The organism is bacterium SCSIO 12643 (assembly GCA_024398135.1).
GTDB lineage: Bacteria > Bacteroidota > Bacteroidia > Flavobacteriales_G > Salibacteraceae > CAJXZP01.
In genome coordinates, this window is record CP073750.1 from 3,899,862 (window position 1) to 3,918,505 (window position 18,644).

Annotated in this window: 24 protein-coding genes; 14 read left to right on the top strand and 10 right to left on the bottom strand. The window is 35.6% G+C overall.

Features of this window, described 5'->3' with window-relative positions; translation table 11 throughout:
* The first annotated feature begins 58 nt into the window (after window positions 1-58).
* The 8 genes from KFE94_17040 to KFE94_17075 all read left to right on the top strand — a co-directional run bounded on the left by KFE94_17040 (window position 59) and on the right by KFE94_17075 (window position 5,610).
* The gene (locus tag KFE94_17040; protein UTW66334.1) at window positions 59-745 is read left to right on the top strand and encodes a hypothetical protein; all 687 of its coding nucleotides are present in this window, start codon (window positions 59-61) and stop codon (window positions 743-745) included.
* 59 nt (window positions 746-804) lie between these two features.
* On the top strand, window positions 805-1,239 hold the full coding sequence (locus KFE94_17045) for a hypothetical protein (protein ID UTW66335.1): 435 nt from the start codon (window positions 805-807) through the stop codon (window positions 1,237-1,239).
* A gap of 89 nt (window positions 1,240-1,328) precedes the next feature.
* Complete coding sequence (locus KFE94_17050; GenBank protein ID UTW66336.1) at window positions 1,329-2,039, top strand: signal peptidase II; 711 nt, start codon at window positions 1,329-1,331, stop codon at window positions 2,037-2,039.
* 82 nt (window positions 2,040-2,121) lie between these two features.
* Window positions 2,122-2,427, top strand: coding sequence for a hypothetical protein (locus KFE94_17055; GenBank protein UTW66337.1), 306 nt, complete (start codon window positions 2,122-2,124; stop codon window positions 2,425-2,427).
* Between the two features lie 6 nt (window positions 2,428-2,433).
* On the top strand, window positions 2,434-2,982 hold the full coding sequence (locus KFE94_17060; protein ID UTW66338.1) for an isochorismatase family protein: 549 nt from the start codon (window positions 2,434-2,436) through the stop codon (window positions 2,980-2,982).
* A 3-nt stretch (window positions 2,983-2,985) separates the two neighbouring features.
* Window positions 2,986-4,452: a serine hydrolase gene (locus KFE94_17065; protein ID UTW66339.1), complete on the top strand. Its 1,467-nt coding sequence runs from the start codon at window positions 2,986-2,988 to the stop codon at window positions 4,450-4,452.
* An 8-nt stretch (window positions 4,453-4,460) separates the two neighbouring features.
* A complete protein-coding gene (locus tag KFE94_17070) occupies window positions 4,461-4,865 on the top strand; it encodes a hypothetical protein (GenBank protein ID UTW66340.1) in 405 nt (134 codons plus the stop codon).
* A 58-nt stretch (window positions 4,866-4,923) separates the two neighbouring features.
* Window positions 4,924-5,610: a VOC family protein gene (locus KFE94_17075; GenBank protein ID UTW66341.1), complete on the top strand. Its 687-nt coding sequence runs from the start codon at window positions 4,924-4,926 to the stop codon at window positions 5,608-5,610.
* Between the two features lie 334 nt (window positions 5,611-5,944).
* Here KFE94_17075 and KFE94_17080 read toward each other — a convergent pair whose 3' ends face one another.
* Both KFE94_17080 and KFE94_17085 read right to left on the bottom strand, forming a co-directional pair.
* Complete coding sequence (locus KFE94_17080) at window positions 5,945-6,286, bottom strand: hypothetical protein (protein UTW66342.1); 342 nt, start codon at window positions 6,284-6,286, stop codon at window positions 5,945-5,947.
* On the bottom strand, window positions 6,283-6,720 hold the full coding sequence (locus tag KFE94_17085; GenBank protein ID UTW66343.1) for an SRPBCC domain-containing protein: 438 nt from the start codon (window positions 6,718-6,720) through the stop codon (window positions 6,283-6,285). Before KFE94_17085 ends, KFE94_17080 begins: the two co-directional genes overlap by 4 nt.
* Before the next feature lie 112 nt (window positions 6,721-6,832).
* On the opposite strand from KFE94_17085, the gene KFE94_17090 reads away from it, so the two are divergent.
* Complete coding sequence (locus KFE94_17090) at window positions 6,833-7,852, top strand: AraC family transcriptional regulator ligand-binding domain-containing protein (GenBank protein ID UTW66344.1); 1,020 nt, start codon at window positions 6,833-6,835, stop codon at window positions 7,850-7,852.
* Here the strand turns inward: KFE94_17090 and KFE94_17095 are convergent.
* From KFE94_17095 to KFE94_17120, 6 genes are all read right to left on the bottom strand, one after another.
* Window positions 7,825-9,072: a mechanosensitive ion channel family protein gene (locus KFE94_17095; protein ID UTW66345.1), complete on the bottom strand. Its 1,248-nt coding sequence runs from the start codon at window positions 9,070-9,072 to the stop codon at window positions 7,825-7,827. The two genes, KFE94_17090 and KFE94_17095, sit on opposite strands and share 28 nt — an antisense overlap.
* Window position 9,073: 1 nt before the next feature.
* The gene (locus KFE94_17100; GenBank protein UTW66346.1) at window positions 9,074-9,319 is read right to left on the bottom strand and encodes a hypothetical protein; all 246 of its coding nucleotides are present in this window, start codon (window positions 9,317-9,319) and stop codon (window positions 9,074-9,076) included.
* Window positions 9,320-9,403: 84 nt separating this feature from the next.
* Window positions 9,404-10,057: a DUF2490 domain-containing protein gene (locus tag KFE94_17105; GenBank protein UTW66347.1), complete on the bottom strand. Its 654-nt coding sequence runs from the start codon at window positions 10,055-10,057 to the stop codon at window positions 9,404-9,406.
* A 2-nt stretch (window positions 10,058-10,059) separates the two neighbouring features.
* Window positions 10,060-11,301, bottom strand: coding sequence for a hypothetical protein (locus tag KFE94_17110; protein UTW66348.1), 1,242 nt, complete (start codon window positions 11,299-11,301; stop codon window positions 10,060-10,062).
* A gap of 10 nt (window positions 11,302-11,311) precedes the next feature.
* Window positions 11,312-12,520: a CotH kinase family protein gene (locus KFE94_17115; GenBank protein ID UTW66349.1), complete on the bottom strand. Its 1,209-nt coding sequence runs from the start codon at window positions 12,518-12,520 to the stop codon at window positions 11,312-11,314.
* Window positions 12,517-13,116 carry an outer membrane beta-barrel protein gene (locus KFE94_17120; GenBank protein UTW66350.1) on the bottom strand — a complete coding sequence of 200 codons (600 nt, stop codon included), beginning with the start codon at window positions 13,114-13,116 and terminating at the stop codon, window positions 12,517-12,519. The genes KFE94_17115 and KFE94_17120 overlap by 4 nt, the downstream gene beginning before the upstream one ends.
* Before the next feature lie 154 nt (window positions 13,117-13,270).
* On the opposite strand from KFE94_17120, the gene KFE94_17125 reads away from it, so the two are divergent.
* Complete coding sequence (locus KFE94_17125; protein UTW66351.1) at window positions 13,271-13,888, top strand: TetR/AcrR family transcriptional regulator; 618 nt, start codon at window positions 13,271-13,273, stop codon at window positions 13,886-13,888.
* A gap of 43 nt (window positions 13,889-13,931) precedes the next feature.
* On the opposite strand, the gene KFE94_17130 is transcribed toward KFE94_17125, so the two are convergent.
* Window positions 13,932-14,312, bottom strand: a complete 381-nt coding sequence (locus tag KFE94_17130) for a VOC family protein (protein UTW66352.1) — start codon at window positions 14,310-14,312, stop codon at window positions 13,932-13,934.
* Between the two features lie 26 nt (window positions 14,313-14,338).
* On the bottom strand, window positions 14,339-14,650 hold the full coding sequence (locus tag KFE94_17135; GenBank protein ID UTW66353.1) for a hypothetical protein: 312 nt from the start codon (window positions 14,648-14,650) through the stop codon (window positions 14,339-14,341).
* Window positions 14,651-14,810: 160 nt separating this feature from the next.
* On the opposite strand from KFE94_17135, the gene KFE94_17140 reads away from it, so the two are divergent.
* The 4 genes from KFE94_17140 (at window position 14,811) to KFE94_17155 (ending at window position 18,627) form a co-directional block, all read left to right on the top strand.
* Window positions 14,811-15,773 (top strand): DUF1679 domain-containing protein, encoded by a 963-nt coding sequence (locus KFE94_17140; protein UTW66354.1) that lies wholly within the window; start codon window positions 14,811-14,813, stop codon window positions 15,771-15,773.
* A gap of 201 nt (window positions 15,774-15,974) precedes the next feature.
* Window positions 15,975-16,751, top strand: a complete 777-nt coding sequence (locus tag KFE94_17145) for a patatin-like phospholipase family protein (protein UTW66355.1) — start codon at window positions 15,975-15,977, stop codon at window positions 16,749-16,751.
* Complete coding sequence (locus KFE94_17150) at window positions 16,748-17,143, top strand: Sec-C motif domain protein (GenBank protein UTW66356.1); 396 nt, start codon at window positions 16,748-16,750, stop codon at window positions 17,141-17,143. Before KFE94_17145 ends, KFE94_17150 begins: the two co-directional genes overlap by 4 nt.
* Window positions 17,144-17,343: 200 nt before the next feature.
* The gene (locus tag KFE94_17155; GenBank protein ID UTW66357.1) at window positions 17,344-18,627 is read left to right on the top strand and encodes a serine hydrolase; all 1,284 of its coding nucleotides are present in this window, start codon (window positions 17,344-17,346) and stop codon (window positions 18,625-18,627) included.
* The last annotated feature ends 17 nt before the right edge of the window (window positions 18,628-18,644 follow it).

An 18,644-nucleotide genomic window follows, 5' to 3' on the forward strand; every position in this document is an offset into this window, starting at 1 on the left:
AAATGGCAAGTTTTATTTGATTAGAGCCTTGTAGATTTGGATCTCTAAAATGACGACAATGATATCAAACTTACCACATTGGATTTCCATCTTTTTTATAATTTCCTGGTTGTTTGCATTGGGGCTGTTTTATCAATCCAACCCAAAATCCACTCACACACTAATCGGATTAATAATCTGGTCTTTAATTCAATGCATCTTGTCATATAAAAACTTTTATCAAGTCACTGACACCATGCCACCAAGGTTTGCTTTGGTACTATTTCCACCAGCAATTTGGATCATATGGGAATTACTTACGCTTAAACGAAGGGAGGTTATTCGATATCGGGATTTAACAAAAAGTACATTGATCCATACTTTAAGATTTCCTGTAGAAATCGTTTTATGGCAATTATTCTTACACAGTACAATTCCTGAATTAATGACTTTTGAAGGTCGTAATTTCGATATCATTATGGGAATTACAGCCCCAATCACCGGATGGTTATTTATCAAGAATAGAATTTCACTTAAAGCTCTACGGATTTGGAATATCATAGGTTTAATACTCATTCTTTTTATTAAGGTGAATGGAATTCTATCTGCAGAATTACCGATTCAAATGTTTGCTTTTGATCAGCCCAATAAAGGCCTGGCGTATTTCCCGTTTGTCTTGCTACCTGCTATCGTAGTGCCTTTGGTGATCTACACACATATCACTGATCTCATTAAGATCAATCAACTTTTAAAAAGCAGGGAATAACTCTCCGTTTTCCAATAGAATTGTAGATTTGAATAACAATCAATCTAAATTCGAGTAAAATGGGGGCAGAAAAGGTAAAAACACCAATTTGGTATTGGATAGTCGCATCAATTTTATTGATCTGGAATTTAATGGGTATTCTCAATTATGTTCAACATATGACGGTAACCGAAGAAATGTTACAACAAATGCCGGAAAATCAGCGCATTCTTTATGCTGACTTTCCAGAATGGGTTCAAATCGCATTTGCAGTGGCTGTTTTTGGAGGCGCAATCGGAAGTATTGCATTATTGATTAAAAGAAAACTGGCAGTTCAGGCATTTATCTTGTCATTGATCGGTATTGTTGTGCAAATGGGGCATAGCATTAGCATCGCAGCTCAAATGGATAGTGGAGGAGAATGGGTTTATATTATGACCGTTTTATTGATTGGTACAGGAGCATTTGCCATTTGGCTATCCAAGTATGCAGTATCACAAAACTGGATTAAATAAAATTCAATTCTTAAATAAATCACAATAAATTCAATTGACTTTGTAACTGCATTTCGGATGCATATTTTCGGGGAACTCGAACCGATAAAATGATAAAAAAACACACTCCCTATTTCTTACTCATACTAGCCGTGGTATCACTTGATTTGATATCTAAATTATGGGCATTAAATGTATTACCTTATCAAGAAGATGTCAGTATTATTGGGCAAAAGCTGATGTTTTATCTCACTTATAACGAAGAATATTTAAGTGGTCAAACTTTGGCAGTTTTGCAAGATGCTGATCCCATTCAGGCAACACTCCAGATTTCTGTAGTTGTTTCGTTATTAGCACTCTATATCATTGGGATAGATAAATTCCAAATAAAATCAAGTTTTAAATGGCTCGGTGGTATAGCCATCTTTTTAGGTGGTGCAATGTTTCTAGATACGATTAATGCATTTAGTCAAAGTGAAGTAGACATTAGAATGGCGACTTTACTAACAAAAATCAGTGTATCGGCATTGATGATCATCGTCTTCTTTAAAGTTCAAATACCAATATTAAAATGGGCATTGGCTTTCATCATTGCAACTGGGATTGGAAATGGATTAAGTTATTTCTACGCACCATATAAAGTGGTCGATTTTATTTATGTAAAAGGTAGTTATGAATTATTACGTATCGGAATATTTAATGTGGCAGATATATCCTATGACATTGGAATGCTAATGATTCTGGGCTATGCCGCAATTAGCATAGTGCAGGGTATAAAACAAAATGTGTTGAAAATTAAACACAGAATTATCAATACTTAGTAACCAAAATATCTGATCAAAAGTTATTTTTGATAGCAACTTACTATACATTGACCAGGGAATTGGTCTATAATCTTTATATATGACTGAGGCGGAAGAGTTATTTTATACAACTGGTTCACAGATCCAGGATAGCATTAAAAGTCAAATGTTTGGAAAGCCCTGCTTTAAAATTGGGAAGAAAGCCTTTGTTTGTTTTTTCAATGATTGTATGGTCTTTAAACTCACTGATCAAATGCATGCAGAGGCTTTGAGTTTAGATGGGGCAGAGTTATTTGATCCATCTGGGAAAAACAGACCTATGAAGGAATGGGTACAGGTACCATACGATTACAAAGATGAGTGGTTAAAATTTGCGCATTCTGCAGTTGCGTATGTAGCTAAATAAAGAATGATGGAGAACTCAAGAAAAGCATTATTGATCATTGATATGCAGGAGGGTTCATTTATCCCTGAGACACCTCGATACGATACAGCTGGAGTAGTTGAGCGAATCAATCAGATTTCAACTATATTTCGCGAAAAACGATTTCCTGTGATCCATATTCAACACGATGGTACTCAATTTGGTGATTTTATCCCCAAAACCAAAGAGTGGGAAATATTAGATGAAATTGATTTTTCCCCAAATGATTTAAGAATTGATAAATATGCAAATGATGTGTTTTATGAGTCTTACCTTCATGACGTATTACAATCAAAATCTATAGATCACTTATTCATTACCGGTTGTGCCACTGATTTTTGTGTAGAAGCCAGTGTTCAATCTGCTCTGACTAAAGATTATCATGTAACAATCATAGAGGATGGACATACTACCGGTGAACGTCCGCATATGAGCGCTGAAAAGGTGATACGACATTATAATTGGGTATGGAAAAATATGATTCCTACCAAAGGACAAATCAATGTAGTTCCGACATCTGACATTCTGAAACTTTAGAATATGTTTAAAAAAATATCCTTAGCTCTCATTCTAAGTCTTTGTTTCCAAATTGTTTGGGCACAATTTAATTCTATCAAAATCGATAGCCTGGGCAAATTAACTTTGAATGAGACCAATACATTAGGTGCATATGTTTCTATCCTAAAGTCTGATTCAGTATGGTATCAATCGGCTTTTGGGGTAAATGATATTCAAACCAAAAGTGTTTTTAATGATTCTACGATATTTCCCATAAGTTCTAATACTAAAGCGTTTAATGCTGTGTTACTAGCTTATGAAGCGCAACAAGAACGCATTGATTTTGATATCCCGATCAAACAATACCTTCCGGGTTTAGAGTTGAAATCAGACTTTATGACTCAGGAACTCACATTAACCGATTTATTGACACATAGATGGGGGATTCCAAGATATGATCTTACATATTATGGCTTAAGGAAAAAAACACCTCTTAGCAATGAAACTGTGTTTAAAAAACTGAAATATTTAGATACCAGTACCAGTTTTAGAACTACTTTCCAGTATGGAAATAATCAATATATCCTGGGTGCATATCTTTTAGAACAGCTTAATCAGGAGAAGTGGGAGGTTCAGCTCCAAAATCACATCTTATCTCCGCTAGGTATGGATGATACGCATTGTGATTTAGAACAATACCTGAAATCCAACAATAGATCACAGGGATATCAGCGTAAAGAACCAATTTCCATGGATTTGGCGCAACCCTTGTATTATGTATCCGGAATGGGAAATATGTTTTCCAGTATCAGAGATCTACAGAAGTGGTGCGCTTTTCTTCAAGAGGGAAATGATAAAATTTTAAGCTCAGATTGGATTGAATACACACAAACTGGTCATTTTCTGGTAGGGTATGAAGAACCTTATCCGGGGTTTTCAAATATCAGCTATGGATTTGGATGGTATACCTATGATTATTTTGGAACCAAAGTCGTATTACATCACGGAGATAATATTGGGCATCAAACATTAATTGTTCTGTTACCAGATGATGATATTTCATTTGTAATGGTGGCCAATGAAGGAATGACAAGCAATAGCTTTTGTTTTAACATGATGTTCTATTTGATAGATATGCATAAAGAAAGGCCTCTAAATGACTGGAATATGCTTAGAAAAGTAACGCCATCCATTGACGCTGACGCGATGATGTTAGCCCAAAACAAATTTGAATTAAAAAACAAGAAAGCATATACCGGAGTATATCATCATGAGGGATTTGGTGACATTCAAATTTTTCTACAAAAAGGAGCTTTATACTTCAAAATTGGAGACATGCAGCATCCAATAAATCCCAAAAATGAAAAGCAATTCACTACTTATTATAAAGAATATGGCGAGGGATATCAATTTGAATTTGAGTTTAATGAAAAGGGAGCAATCAGTCAACTCAAAACTAACTTGATCGAGCCGAGTATTGATCCAATTATTTTCACCAAGGTTAAATAGGAATTTGAATGCGTAAGCTGTTGATTTTATTTGTTTTGATTGTTTGTGGAGCTCTGTTTTATGCGAACTCTAATAGACCAGAAGGTCCAATTACTTTTTTGGATTATTCTTATTTTACTGAAGACAAATTAGATACTATAGAAGTTCAATATATAGCCTGGGCTTGCGCATGCGCCAATTGGCTTCCAAAAGAAAATCAAGCTTCTGACATCATACAGGATACGTCTTGCATTTTTATAGAATCTGCATGTGATCAGCAGTTGCCGTCAAAATTCCACGACAATAATTATAAGATTCGATTGGTTGGAAGATACTATAAAAACAAAGGAATTTCACGTGATTATGAGAAGCCTACCTCGGAAAAGCCCGAAGCTGCTAAAATTTTTCAATACATGTATTACGAAATATTGTAGACTTAATATATAATTAATTTTTATTGATATTTAAATTTGAAAAATAAAATTTAATTCAATGAGAATTCAAGAACTTACACTATATACATCACAACTCGAAAAACAAAAGCTGTTTTATCGAGATACATTAGAGTTTAATTTAATTCAGGAGTCCGAAATCTCAGTTTCGTTTCAGGTGGGTAAATCCATATTAGCCTTTGAATATAGGGAAGATGCAACGCCATATCATTTTGCTATTAATATCCCCTCAAATCAAGAAGAGTTAGCATTAAAATGGTTAAAAGCCAGAGTAGAGATCCTCAAGGATGCGTCATTTGAAATTCAAGACTTTGAAAATTGGAATGCTAAAGCCATTTATTTCTACGATGCAGATCAAAATATTGTGGAGTTTATTGCCCGAAAGAATCTAAATAATTGGTCAGGTAAAGCATTTGATGCATCTGCTTTAATGGAAATCTCTGAAATTGGAGTTCCGTCAGATCGTATTCAAAATATCTATTCTCAAATCACCGAACATGTGATGTTAGAGATTTATGACGGTGGGTTCGAACGCTTCTGTGCACTGGGAGATGAACATGGATTATTTATTTGCATCAATAAGAATGTAAAAGATTGGTTTCCGACTAATGACAAAGCATATTCATCAGAATTTCATATCAAACTTTCACATCACGATATTGAAGTCGCATTTCAATTTGTTAATGGGTATATTATTCGTATTCCTGATCGTTATATTTTGAATTAACTCGTTGGTTTTATTCTAGATAGGTAATTATACCTATTTATATGATATGTGTAAAATTACCCTAACAGAGTAGATCGATATTCCACAAATTTGTGCGAGTAAACCGAAAATCAAACTCACCAATAATGTAAAATCACCTAATGTTTTGTGTATAATTCATTTATATGAAACCCTCTTAATTAGATAATTAAGCAACTGCAAACACAGGTTCTACATCATTTGTGAAAACAAGTATACATATCCAACAGGATATAAAGGAATAGTAATGTGTGTGTGGTTTTCATTACTAGAAGAGAACACTCTGTGCCTGGCATGGAGTGTTCTTGTTTAAAGCCTACCATAACGCCATTGTAGAAAAGCAAATACAGCGACAATCATGGCTACAAACAGAATCAAAATATTTGCGAATATGGGAACGTTTAATGGATTCCAGAATACAAGCAAAATACTGGAAAATGATCCATTGAATCCGAATCCAACTATTTTCACTTTTGAGTAACCAGATCAATTGCACTAGAAATATAATTAGGCCAATTCCTATGATTTTGATGATAAATGCGTCTACCAAATAGAGGTGCGCCAGTACATCAGAAAAAAGAATAAAAGTTGCACTGCTCATTCCGGTGAATATGGAATTGGCAATTAAAATGTGTTTAAGAGACGTGTTGATTTTCATGACATTCGTTTTAAAACCTCTTTATATAAAGCCTGGTTCATGGCTCTAAATCCATTTTGTGTATTCTTACCAATCAATTTAAACAAAAGACCTGACAGTATTCCGGTAAAGTGTTCTCCGTGAATAAATTGCGTTTGATTTCCATTAGGCTTAAGAATGAAGTAATGTTCCCCATCAAAAATGCCCTGCATCCACAATTTACCTTTCCATCTGAATTCTTGATACGCGTTGTTTTTCAGCACAATAGGAGAGAAGTTCATGGATTTATCCTCTTCAGGATGAATCGTGACTTCGAGCGTGCTCCCTGGATGAACCAATCCCGAAATGTTAGAAATAAAAGGATTCCAATTCTGATAACTGGTGTGGTCCATCAATACCGACCAAACTTGAGCGATTGATGCGGGAATCGTGATTTGCGTTTCAATAGTTTTCATGATATAAATTTTGATAATGCAAACCTATCTGGACTCAGCTGCTTATATGTTAGCAATACATGTCAACCGATTGTCATTTCGTGCCATTTGTAAATTGATGTATTTTTGAGTCATGGCATTTACAGGTAGGTTTGTTTTAGATCTGATTCAATTCGCATCTGAATCCGGAGTCAATAAAGAGAATATACTTCACCTTACAGGGTATTCAGAAAGTGAATTATGCAATGAAAACACAACTTTAGATAATGACACGTATAATGCTGTAATTGAAAACATAGTAAATCATAGTAGAGATCCATTTTTTGGTTTACATGCGGGTGAACATTTAAACTTATCTGCAGCGGGATTGATAGGGCAAATTACCCAGACCAGTGAGACGATAAAACAAGCTTTGGAATACTGTTGTGAATTCGCCAATTTAGGTTGTAGTGCCTTACCGAGTCAATTACAACAAGGAAAAACGAATTATAAAGTTACATACACCCCAAGTCGCGAATGGAAATCACCAATCGCAATTCAACATACAACGGATGGAGTTTTGGCTTTTACCATTAAAGAATTTCAATCATTAACACATCACAAACACAGCCCTTTAGAAATTAGATTACCCTGGAAAAAGCCCGACAACACCTCAGAATACCAAAGAGTTTTTCAATGCCCGGTAAAATTTGAACAATCGGAAATCGCTATTTTATTAGATGCCAGACATGTAGATGAGAAGATCATTACTTCAGATTATAATTTGTTGCGAATTCTGGTCGCACATGCCCAACAAAAATCTCAACAAATGGCGCATGAAGCACAATATTCTGCTATTGTGAAAAGAGCCGTGATTCAATTGATGCAACCCCAGTTTCCTGGAATTACAGAAGTTTCAGGACATCTAAATATGAGTAGTCGTACTTTACAGCGTAAACTAAGCAGAGAAGGCGTTACATATTCAGAATTAATGGATCAATTAAGACGCGAATTCGCCATGGATTATCTGCACAAACCGGAACTCCATATTAACGAAGTTGCAGATTTATTGGGTTATGCAGACGCCAGTGCTTTTATCCGTTCATTTAAACGTTGGGAAGGACAAACACCAAATCAATATCGAAATCAAGCATTAACGCCATTTAATTCATAAATCTCCAGCCCAAAAGAAGAAGCACTGGCCAGAATATGATCCATGATATCAGATTGAATTCCTTCATAGGCAACCCATTCGGTAGTATTCGCAAAGCAATAAATTTCTAATGGAATTCCATATTGATCCGGTTGTAATTGACGAATCATTAAAGTTAGATCTTGTTTGACTTCCTTATGATTTCTTAGGTATAGCTCAATATATTTCCTAAAAACTCCAATATTCGTCAGGTTACGTCCATTTACGGATTTAGATTTATCCGCCTGAATGTGCGCATTATGTAATTCAATTTCTTTTTGACGACTTTCAATATAGGGTGCTAATAATTGAAATTGCTTGTATTCGTTTAACAATGTATCATCTACAAACCGAACTGATTTTGGTCGGATATATACAAAACGCTTGATCCGTCTCGCCCCAGTATCTTGCATATTTCGCCAGTTCTTAAAAGAATCTGAAACCAGCGCATAAGTTGGAATAGTTGTTATGGTATGATCCCAGTTTTGAACTTTAACAGTGGCTAGAGTGATGGATATAACATTGCCATCCGCGCCATACTTTTTCATTTCCAGCCAATCATTTACACGCAGCATATCATTCGCTGAAATCTGGATACTCGCTACTAAACCTAAAATGGTATCTTTAAATACCAATAAAGCCACAGCTGTCATTGCTCCAAAAGCACTTAACAAATAGAGTGGAGATTTGCCAATGATCACCGAGATTACAAAGATTCCGGAAATGAAATAAGTGATCAATTTAGCCAACTGAATGTACGATTCAATAGGTTTATCCTTATAAGTAGATAATGTCACCATATAGTGTTCCACAGCGGTAAAAAATGCCAGTAGTACTTTGGTGATAATCCAAATCACGTAAATCTCGAGCGCATCGTATAAAACCGGAATGATCTTAGGGAAATCTACAAATACAAAATCCAGTGTCCAGTTGATAATCAGGGCAGGGAAGACCTGTGACAGTTTATCAAAAACACGCTCATTGACTAAGATATCGTCCCATTTGTTTTTACTTAAAGTAAAAGCACGATTGGCTGCACGTAGAATAAATCGTTTTGCAATAAAATCAACCAGGGCAATAACAATGCTCAAAATAACCAGTAAGGTCAACAAACGGATATATTCTACAATATCCGGATGAATACCTTCATCAATCAACCATTGCGAAAAGTCTTTAACCAAATGTAGCGGTTCGTCCAACATATTATTCTTCCAATGTAATCAATTCACCTCTATGGGGTTTCAAAGCATCTCTCACTAACAACATTTGGGCTTCTGAAACCATCATATATGCAATGGAATACATATCTGAGATTTTATGAATTCCGGTCTCCTGAAGGTCAAGTTTTTCTTTTTGAATGAATTCATCTAAATGAATTCTATGATGTTCTGCAATAGGAAACGATTCCGCACCTCGAAAATCCCAAATAAGTTTAATTTTTTTCTGCATACCAGTTAAATAATCCGTTGCAAAAGTATCAAACTCATAAAAGATAGAGATATGGAAATGGCAATATCTAAATGCGTTTCCATCTTAGATTTCCCATTGTAGAATCACGCCAAATATGTTTTCTCTGAAAGCGTGTTTTACATTGATTTCCTGATCAATTTGATAGAAAGCATTAATGTTCATTTGTTTAGAAATACGATACTTCGCGCCTAGTGTATAACGATTTCCACGGAATTCATTTTTTTGGTTGAATTTAAAAAAGCTCTCATATTCCACATAAGTCTGCCATTTTTTAGAGATTTTATATTGCATTGTAAAACGATTTCTCAAATAGGTAATGTTTTGTCCCGTATATTCTACCACAGAATTTTGAAATCGCAAACGATACTTAAATGTCAGCTTTGCCGGTTTGTACTTCCATTTTGTCGATAAATCTAAGGATAATCTCTCCGTATTTTTTGAGTTATTTCGGATGGTATACCGATATTGTCCCTTAACTGCAAAGTGTTTGGACAATTCGTATTTCATACCTAGCTCCAAAAAGTTTGCACGAATCCCTTCCAGATTATCCATGGTGCGCGTTTGCTGATCTAAACTTAAAGTCACGCGATCTGAAACTTGCTTTTTAAGGGTAAACCCCACCCAAACTTCATTATCGGCTGATCTGGTTCTTCTTTCCTGACCATAACCGGAAAGAAAAAGCATCCATGCCATTGATATGAGGAGTAACTTTTTCATAATTAAGCCATACAACTGTTAACGAAAAAGAATAAGAACGAAAGCGTTAATCCTACAATAAACGTTACCAGAGAAATACGAATCAATTTATACTTGCGATCCAAAGTTTGTCCCAGAAAGTAAATATCCTTGATCATTGAACTATACAGGTAATCGCTGTCATTCAATTTTTGAAGCATTCCCCACTCATAATCTTTAAACGTCATATCATGGAAATTTCCAAAGTAGAGCAGGTTTCCTTGTTTGTTTTTGATCTCTTCCATAGTAAAACGTCCTTGCGTTTTATTCGGTGCAATTGCGATTACTGCAAAAACCACTGAAAGAAAACTGGCCAAAGACAATAGAGCTACGGACATATTAAAGTTGGCCGCATCAGTTCCAGGAAGTTGAATCACACCACCAATAATCACTGTTAAAATAATAGAGTTTACAGTAATCATAATATTGGCCTTACGATCCACCATTTCATTCAACGTATAGTGGTTTTTAGAGGTTGTTCTGAAAAGAGTTTGGATTCCACGCGAATCACGTCCTTTAATAGATTTCAAGTTCTTACGGAGCTCTTTTAGCTCGTTATCATTGATTCCAAGCTCTTTTTTAAGAACAATTTCCTTTTTACGATAAATCTTATTTTGCGCTTTTTCTAAACTTAAGATCAAAGTAGCAATCTTCGGTTGAATATTTAATTGTGCAAACTCACTATGCGGCTTGTACTGGGATAAATATTCAATAACATAGTCATAGTACTTTTTAATACTAATCGGCACATCCTTAAGGAGAGATTCTTTATAGTGTAGTTCTAATCGTTCCTTACCATGTTTTCCAATAAAGTCCATGATCAGCGCATCCTTTAACGTAATGCTCAATCGATCATCGTCTTCAAAATCCCGGTCAAAAACCTTTGATAGAATATGCAAAACTGACTTAGATTCCGCATCTGTATATCCGGCTTTTTCCAGTAAAGATGGGCCTACTTGTTTTAAAACGTCTCTAAATTCAATTTGCAATGCATTCTTAGATGCTTTTGTCAACTTGAGTTCGTTAAACGTATAAGTGTATAATAGGAGAGAGGTCTCCAAAATCATACAGTCATGTTCGGTGAAACTTTCATGTTTACAAATCTTTTCAAGATTCTCTGTTACACGATCTACAAAATTCAGATTATGATACAAGATCAAATCTGAGTTTTCCATGTATTGATCAATTACATGTAGTTTTATTTTTTTTGGTTTATGATTTTCCATGTCTAAGTTCTTAATTCAATTTGTACTTCTTGCGATTAAAGTGGTCGGTACGTTCAAAATCTCGTTTCAACTGTTCGAGATTTAATCTCCACTGTAATGTACTTTGAGGAAATCCTCTTCTTGCTATTAAATATTCTATATCTGTATCAATTTTATCTGCGAGTTCATCTACTACTGAGTTAAATAGTTCAGGAGAAAAAGCCTGATACCACATTTCCTGACGTTCATGCAATCTGGCTTCAAATTCAGGATTATCTTCCAAAAGGATTTGAAGAATTTCCGATATATGATCCTCTTTGTATTCCATTTCTGGTAAAATCGGATTTTTCGTTCTAAAAGCGGCTAAGTCCAAATCGTATAATAAGAACCTAAATTTACTTCCGTTTACGCTATATGCACGTGCATTATTATGCGGCCAGTCAATATTACCCACATAGTCTTCAAATATGATGTAATCTAAAAAGTTATCAATATCCAGGAGTTGCTCTAAAGCATAAGCATCTTCGTTTTTGATCGCACGGATCAGAGATTCCGCCAAAGCCAGATCTCCTTCACGGTACTCCAGGTTTTTATTGGAGTCATCCATCTTAATCCTAGTGATCGAACTGGTATCTGTTTGGAGTAGATGAGATATGGCCACTCTGTCGTTTTCGGTTCTGATATTGTGCAAACCGTAGTATTTACCATTGATAAAAACATGTAGTGGTTTGCCGTATTTTAGCTCTAAATCCATTCCTGCGCGAAGTGCAAATTCAGAATAAGCCAGATCCTTCAACATTGTAATACCAAAATCTTGCCCGGAATTTCTTAACCGAACATTTTGGATCAACTCTAAATGATCAGAAGGGGCAACAGCCTGCGGAGTAATCACTTTTAAAGAACCATTATTAAATGGGGTGTCAAATGTGATTCCCAAAGGTTTCATATCCGCAGCAGCTGAACCCGCTCCTTTAATCTCAATATTTCCTGTCTTTTCAAATAGTAATTCACCCTTATAGTTATAGTATACCACATCGGTAGACACTTCAATGTCCTGATTAAATCTCCGCATCATATCATCCAATCTGGTTGGGTCAGCAATAATATGTATGCGATCAAGTGACGTTTCCATGGTTTGCGGTTGTAAAGTTTCCCAACTCGGAAGGTCTTCATCCACATCTATTTTAGTACAGCTGGCTATAACCAACATTAAACTTGATATAAGTATCCAATGTCTCATAGTATCTTATATATAATCCCAACTCTCATTTGATGTTGTGGATTGGTAAACAAATAGTGATCACGGGTCGGGTAGAAGGTATAGTCATATGTAAAAGTCGATGCCCAATGTTTAGTGAGCTGATATTGAAACTCAGCTTGAGTAGAATATCTGAATAAATCGGATGTTTGGGTTCTGAAATAATCAAAATCCAAATTGTTTTCAATACCTAACAATACACCCACAGAAATTTTAGGAGACACGTAATATCTTGAACCGATTCCTATGACCAGTTTATAGGTATCCGAGTCATACTTTAAATGTGTCATTTCTCCTGAAGTATGTAAATATTTAAAGCCTATCTTAATCAATGGTTCAAATGAACTCTCCTTAATTCGGTAACTATTAATTACTAAAAACTGATACCCATGTGAAGAATTGGCATCTACATGTGCGTGGTGAAGACTTATATCTCTCGCATTAAACCCAAATACATAATCGAGTTCAGTCGATAAATGATACTGGGCTTGAGAGGATAAACTAAACAAGGTCAACAAACTGATTATAAGCGCGGATAAGTGTGCCGTAGGTAGCCTTTTTTCACTTAAACTTTCCATTTGTTCGTTGATTTAATTCTTATAAAATGCAAAAATAATCAGTTTTTAATCATTTGATTAATACATTTGAATAATATTTTTGTTTAATACGTTTGATTAATGTTAAAAAATCATAACGAATCATTAAGTTTGTACGGATCAATAAGTAAGGATCATGGATGAATTAAAAGAAAATCAAATAATTTCAACCGAGGAGAGTATTAAGGAAGCGGCTAAAGTGGTATTCTTAAAAAAAGGGTTTGCAGGCACAAAAACACGTGATATTGCTGAGCAAGCTGGTGAAAATTTGGCTTTAATTAATTATTATTTCAGAAGTAAAAAGAATCTGTTTCGCATTATCATGAATGAAATTGCCGGGGAGTTTATGGATTCTATGATTCCTGTATTTAATGATCCTGATACTTCAATTGTCGAGAAGGTTGAAAAGATCGTAGAGAATTACATCAATTTATTCATGAAACAACCGGATATTCCACTGTTTATCATGAACGAACTGGGCGAAGGATCTGGATGTTTAGCGAGCAGTGAGTTAAAAATCGAGAGAATTTTACATTCTCAATTTCATGACCAAATTGGAAAAGAATATCCGAACATTAATCCCGAACATATCATTATGAATATTGTAGGGATGACCATTTTCCCTTTTATTGGTAAAGCCATGATGAATGGCATGCAGGGAATAGATGATGAAATGTTTGATCAACTTATGGAAGAACGTAGGAAAATGATTCCTATGTGGGTCGAACTAATGCTAAAAGAATCTCAGAAATAAATGAAAGGCGTATCTAACCAGATACGCCTTTTTTGATCACTCACTATTCTATAGAATGGACACCAACTCTGTTACCCTCAGTATCCATTATAAAAGCCATAAATCCATGATTTCCAATATCTGTTTTAGGCAATAAAATCTGGCCTCCTGCAGCTTCTACACGTGCCAACACCGGATCCATAGCGGGATTTGCATTTAAGTATACCATAGTTCCATCCATACTTGGGGTATGATTAGGACTTTGACCTACTGCACCAGTTGCTTTTCCTGATCCTGGAGTCCAGGGGAAAAATGCCATGACGGTATCATCCATCTCATGTACTTCCATTTCAATTTCGAAGATGGTTTCATAAAACTTTTGTGCTCTGTTAATGTCTGTTGCTGGTATTTCAAACCAGTTCAATGAGTTGGTTGTATTGTCCATAATACGATGTTTTAGATTTATATGAATTAATTAAAAATGTCAAATGCTGATCCAACGAGAGATAAATTTACTGCTTTAGGAGGGGATACAGGCTCACTCGCCTTGAGTTCTTTTCTAAAATGCGCAAACGAATCCAATGTATTAATTAACTGAGCCGTTTCTTTGTCCGGGTATTGCGCAAAATGCATAAAAGTCACGCCATCTTCCTCCAAATACGAAGCATATTTAGCATAGGGCTGATTTAATGCCCTTAAATCTTTCATGACCTGTTGAATATTCGCTTGATTTTGGGCTACGAATTCTGGTTTAACGGTATATGTGACTCTTATTATTTTCATTATTGGTAAACTTGATTGTTAATGACATTACAATATTACGTACCAAATCCATCTCTGTCAGGTGGTAATTCCGACATCTTAACGGGTAATTTGAGACATGATGCTTTTCTCTTTTTATTCCCATCTGGTTTCATTTCTTTGTCAGTAGATTATGACCACAATGGATAAACGATTTGAAAAATATATTCTGGAGCAAACACAAGCTAAAGCTTTAGGGTCACAAGAAATTATTCAAGAATTATGGAGTGGTTATGGGCAAATTGTTCGATTAAAATTAATTGAAGCCCCTATAAACTCTATCGTTTTAAAACATATTGATTTAAAGTCTGCCAATCAACACCCCAGAGGCTGGAATACGGACCTATCGCATTTACGCAAGGTAAAGTCATATGAAGTAGAGTTGGAGTGGTATCAGAATTGGAATCATACTGAAAACTTCAAAATCCCCAAATGTCTGGGAATCTCATCTATTGAAAATCACCACTTGATTTTATTGGAAGATTTAAACACCAGTGGTTTTCCTAAAAGAATGTCCTACTTGAGTTTGGAACACTTAAAAGTCTGTGTGAAATGGCTGGCGAATTTTCATGGATATTATTTGCAGACAGAACCCAATAGACTTTGGCCAATAGGAACTTACTGGCATTTAGACACAAGACCTGATGAATTGGTGGCCATGATGGAAGGAGATTTAAAAGATGCTGCTAAAAAACTGGATAAACAATTGAATCAAGCGCAATATCAAACCATTGTACATGGCGATGCGAAAGTGGCTAACTTTTGTTTCTCTTCTGATTTAAAGGAGGTTGCCGCTGTAGATTTTCAATATGTTGGTGGAGGATGCGGCATGAAGGATCTGGCTTATTTATTGGGAAGTTGTTTAACCGAAGAAGAATGTGAAATCTATGAATCACAGATTCTGGAATACTATTTCAAACATTTAAAAGCTACCATAGCACAATTTCACCCATCCATTAATGGAGAAGAAGTAGAAGCAGAGTGGCGGTTGTTATATCCAATAGCCTGGGCTGACTTTATGCGCTTTTTATTAGGTTGGATGCCTACACATCAAAAGATTAATGGATATAGCCTAAAAATGGTTCAGAAAGCGTTGAAAAAATAGCGGACCATGTTACATAAACCCATCATCATGGCCCGCTCTGGTTTTTAGGTTATCAGAGTGATCTTTACCGAGCTAAAGAAACCCAATATGTGTCTAATAGTATAGACAAGTACAAACCCCTAAAGGGTTGGTGAAAAGTGATTTTTTTTCAAAATACTTTTATTGAATCATAAACTCTACTTTTGAGACAAACGAAACACATTGAAACATCAAATAGGTTTAGCCTTATCTGGCGGAGGAGTTAAAGGCGTTGTACATGCCGGAATGATTCATTTTTTCGATGAAATCGGATTTAAACCTTCCATAATATCCGGCACAAGTGCCGGTGCAGTAGTAGGACTACTATATGCCACAGGACATTCCGGGGAAGAAATTCTACATTTCTTTTTAACCGAGAAGCCTTTTTCCACATCATTCTGGAAAGGAGATCGAGGACTTATTGAAACCCGAAAAATCAGACAAATCTTTTCCAAGTATATCGTCTATGATGATTTTGGACGTTTAAAATGTGATTTTAAGCCTGTAGCAACCAATATGCTGAATGGCACTTCTAAAGTATTTGAATCGGGTTCGGTCATTGATGCAGTACTGGCATCTGCTGCGTTTCCGGGAATCTTCCAACCTATGGAGATTAATGATGTATTGTATAGTGATGGTGGTATCTTAAATCATTTCCCTGCAGACATCATCCGTGATGAATGCAACTATCTGGTGGGTATGCATTTGAGTCCAAATAAGATTCTTAAAAACGAAGATTTAGATTCTACCAGAGATATTTTAGCACGTACTGTAGATATTCAAGGCTCAGAGGCCGAAGTCAAAAAATTAGAAATATGTGATGTCGCATTATTCCCGGAACAACTTAGAAATTACGCGACATTTGACACCAAAGAAGAAAAGATCATGGAGATGTTTAAACTGGGTTATGCTTATGCAGAAAAACATGAAGCCCAACTCACACAAATGTTGTCGCGATGAAAAAGGCAAAAGCGTGTCCATGTGGCAGCCATATCCATTATTCGAAATGTTGTGGCCCAATACATCAAGATATTAACCTGGCCGTTACCGCAGAACAATTAATGCGTTCCAGATACACGGCATATACACTGGCGGATGGAGATTATTTAATGAAAAGTCATTATTCTAAAACCCGACCTGTTCAGGATAAGGCAGAAATTGTGAGTTGGTCAAAATCCGTACTCTGGATACGTCTCGTAATTTTAAATTCGACCAAAGGACAGGAAAATGATACATCCGGAACTGTAGAATTTAAAGCCTATTTTATGAGTCAGGGTGAAGTGGATGTGATCCATGAAAACTCTGAATTCATTAAAGAAAATGGACACTGGGTATACGTGGATATGGTTTAGATTTTGAAAATACTTCGTTTATCGGAAAATTAAACCGGTTCATCGGATTTCCATATGTAAACATGTAATATGAATGTTGATTTGTAGATGTAAATCATCAATCACATAAACACCAAAACATGTCTATATTTTACTTTTTTCGCAATCTCTTACTACTAGTTTTATTTCCAATAGTATTCTCTAATTCCTCAAATGCCCAAATGAATGTACTATTTGCAGATACGTTGGAACAAGCCCTTCAACAATTTGCCAATCAAAACAATATGGAAGGTGTCGCAAGTGCCGTGGTTTTCCCTGATGGGACCACATGGTCGGGAGCAACCGGAAGTTATGGGGCCAAAACACTTCATACCAATTTATTATTTGATATTGGAAGTAATACCAAAACAATGATTTCCACCATAATCATGATGATGGAAGAAGAAGGTAAACTATCCATTAATGATACACTTTACAAATACATCAGCCCGATACCACATGTGCCAAATTCGATTAGTTTAAAGCTTTTACTTAATCATCGTAGTGGGATAGCCAATTATACAGAACATCCGGATTTTATTGATACGCTGTTTGCTGATCCCAACTTTTTTTGGCATCCTGATACGATCTTAAAGCACTTCACATTTACACCCAAATTTCCAGCTGGAACATCATATGATTACTCCAATACCAATTACATTTTATTGGGCAAAGTCATTGAAGCTGTAGAGGGATTACCATTGAATCAGGTTATACATAACAGAATATTCATTCCACTTCAAATGAATCAATCCTATCTCGAATCGTACGATACGTACACATTGGAAAAAACCGGAGCTTATATGAGCCCTGGTAATTACTGGGACTCAAAGTTTAATGCGTTATTTAGCTCTGCCTGGGCGGCAGGAGCGGTTGTTTCTACCCCTGATGATTTTGCATGGTGGTGTTATAAACTGTTTAGAGGAGATATTTTAACTCCATTGTCATTGAATAGAATGAAAATTGGGACACAGTTAGGTGGATATACATACGGCTTAGGAATAGAAAGCACCATCTATAAAGGGAGAGAATATTACCTACATGGTGGCACTACTATGCAAAATAGTGAAATGCATTATAGCGTGGAAAGTGATTTTAGTGTCGTGGTTATGAATTTGGATCAAGGATTTATCACACAAACCGTAAATCTTCAACACACTTTAATTGATTTATTAGAATATATTGCAGATCAACCTCTTTCCATCGAAGAAAAAAAAACGACTTACACATTAAGGGCATTTCCAAACCCTGGTAATTCAGTGGTTACAATAGAATTTCCCGATGAAATACAACAGGAGCAAATTACAATAGAAGTATATGATTTGATGGGGAAATTGATATTTCAAAAAGAGACCAGAGACCAAAAAGTAATTTTAAATAAGGTAGATTTTGGAGCCGGAGTATTCTTGATAAAAACCTTTAGCGAAAGCACATTGTTTGAAACCAAGACAGTAGTTTTTAATTAAATTTCGGCCCTTATACA

Bases quoted from the DNA above. Each gene is read 5' to 3' on its own strand.
- KFE94_17105 (UTW66347.1), bottom strand. From the start codon at position 10,057: ATGAAAAAGTTACTCCTCATATCAATGGCATGGATGCTTTTTCTTTCC.
- KFE94_17065 (UTW66339.1), top strand. From the start codon at position 2,986: ATGTTTAAAAAAATATCCTTAGCTCTCATTCTAAGTCTTTGTTTCCAA.
- KFE94_17135 (UTW66353.1), bottom strand. From the start codon at position 14,650: ATGAAAATAATAAGAGTCACATATACCGTTAAACCAGAATTCGTAGCC.
- KFE94_17045 (UTW66335.1), top strand. From the start codon at position 805: ATGGGGGCAGAAAAGGTAAAAACACCAATTTGGTATTGGATAGTCGCA.
- KFE94_17115 (UTW66349.1), bottom strand. From the start codon at position 12,520: ATGAGACATTGGATACTTATATCAAGTTTAATGTTGGTTATAGCCAGC.
- KFE94_17090 (UTW66344.1), top strand. From the start codon at position 6,833: ATGGCATTTACAGGTAGGTTTGTTTTAGATCTGATTCAATTCGCATCT.
- KFE94_17155 (UTW66357.1), top strand. From the start codon at position 17,344: ATGAATGTACTATTTGCAGATACGTTGGAACAAGCCCTTCAACAATTT.
- KFE94_17100 (UTW66346.1), bottom strand. From the start codon at position 9,319: ATGCAGAAAAAAATTAAACTTATTTGGGATTTTCGAGGTGCGGAATCG.
- KFE94_17125 (UTW66351.1), top strand. From the start codon at position 13,271: ATGGATGAATTAAAAGAAAATCAAATAATTTCAACCGAGGAGAGTATT.
- KFE94_17140 (UTW66354.1), top strand. From the start codon at position 14,811: ATGGATAAACGATTTGAAAAATATATTCTGGAGCAAACACAAGCTAAA.
- KFE94_17080 (UTW66342.1), bottom strand. From the start codon at position 6,286: ATGAAAATCAACACGTCTCTTAAACACATTTTAATTGCCAATTCCATA.
- KFE94_17095 (UTW66345.1), bottom strand. From the start codon at position 9,072: ATGTTGGACGAACCGCTACATTTGGTTAAAGACTTTTCGCAATGGTTG.
- KFE94_17070 (UTW66340.1), top strand. From the start codon at position 4,461: ATGCGTAAGCTGTTGATTTTATTTGTTTTGATTGTTTGTGGAGCTCTG.
- KFE94_17110 (UTW66348.1), bottom strand. From the start codon at position 11,301: ATGGAAAATCATAAACCAAAAAAAATAAAACTACATGTAATTGATCAA.
- KFE94_17085 (UTW66343.1), bottom strand. From the start codon at position 6,720: ATGAAAACTATTGAAACGCAAATCACGATTCCCGCATCAATCGCTCAA.
- KFE94_17150 (UTW66356.1), top strand. From the start codon at position 16,748: ATGAAAAAGGCAAAAGCGTGTCCATGTGGCAGCCATATCCATTATTCG.
- KFE94_17075 (UTW66341.1), top strand. From the start codon at position 4,924: ATGAGAATTCAAGAACTTACACTATATACATCACAACTCGAAAAACAA.
- KFE94_17060 (UTW66338.1), top strand. From the start codon at position 2,434: ATGGAGAACTCAAGAAAAGCATTATTGATCATTGATATGCAGGAGGGT.
- KFE94_17055 (UTW66337.1), top strand. From the start codon at position 2,122: ATGACTGAGGCGGAAGAGTTATTTTATACAACTGGTTCACAGATCCAG.
- KFE94_17120 (UTW66350.1), bottom strand. From the start codon at position 13,116: ATGGAAAGTTTAAGTGAAAAAAGGCTACCTACGGCACACTTATCCGCG.
- KFE94_17130 (UTW66352.1), bottom strand. From the start codon at position 14,312: ATGGACAATACAACCAACTCATTGAACTGGTTTGAAATACCAGCAACA.
- KFE94_17050 (UTW66336.1), top strand. From the start codon at position 1,329: ATGATAAAAAAACACACTCCCTATTTCTTACTCATACTAGCCGTGGTA.
- KFE94_17040 (UTW66334.1), top strand. From the start codon at position 59: ATGATATCAAACTTACCACATTGGATTTCCATCTTTTTTATAATTTCC.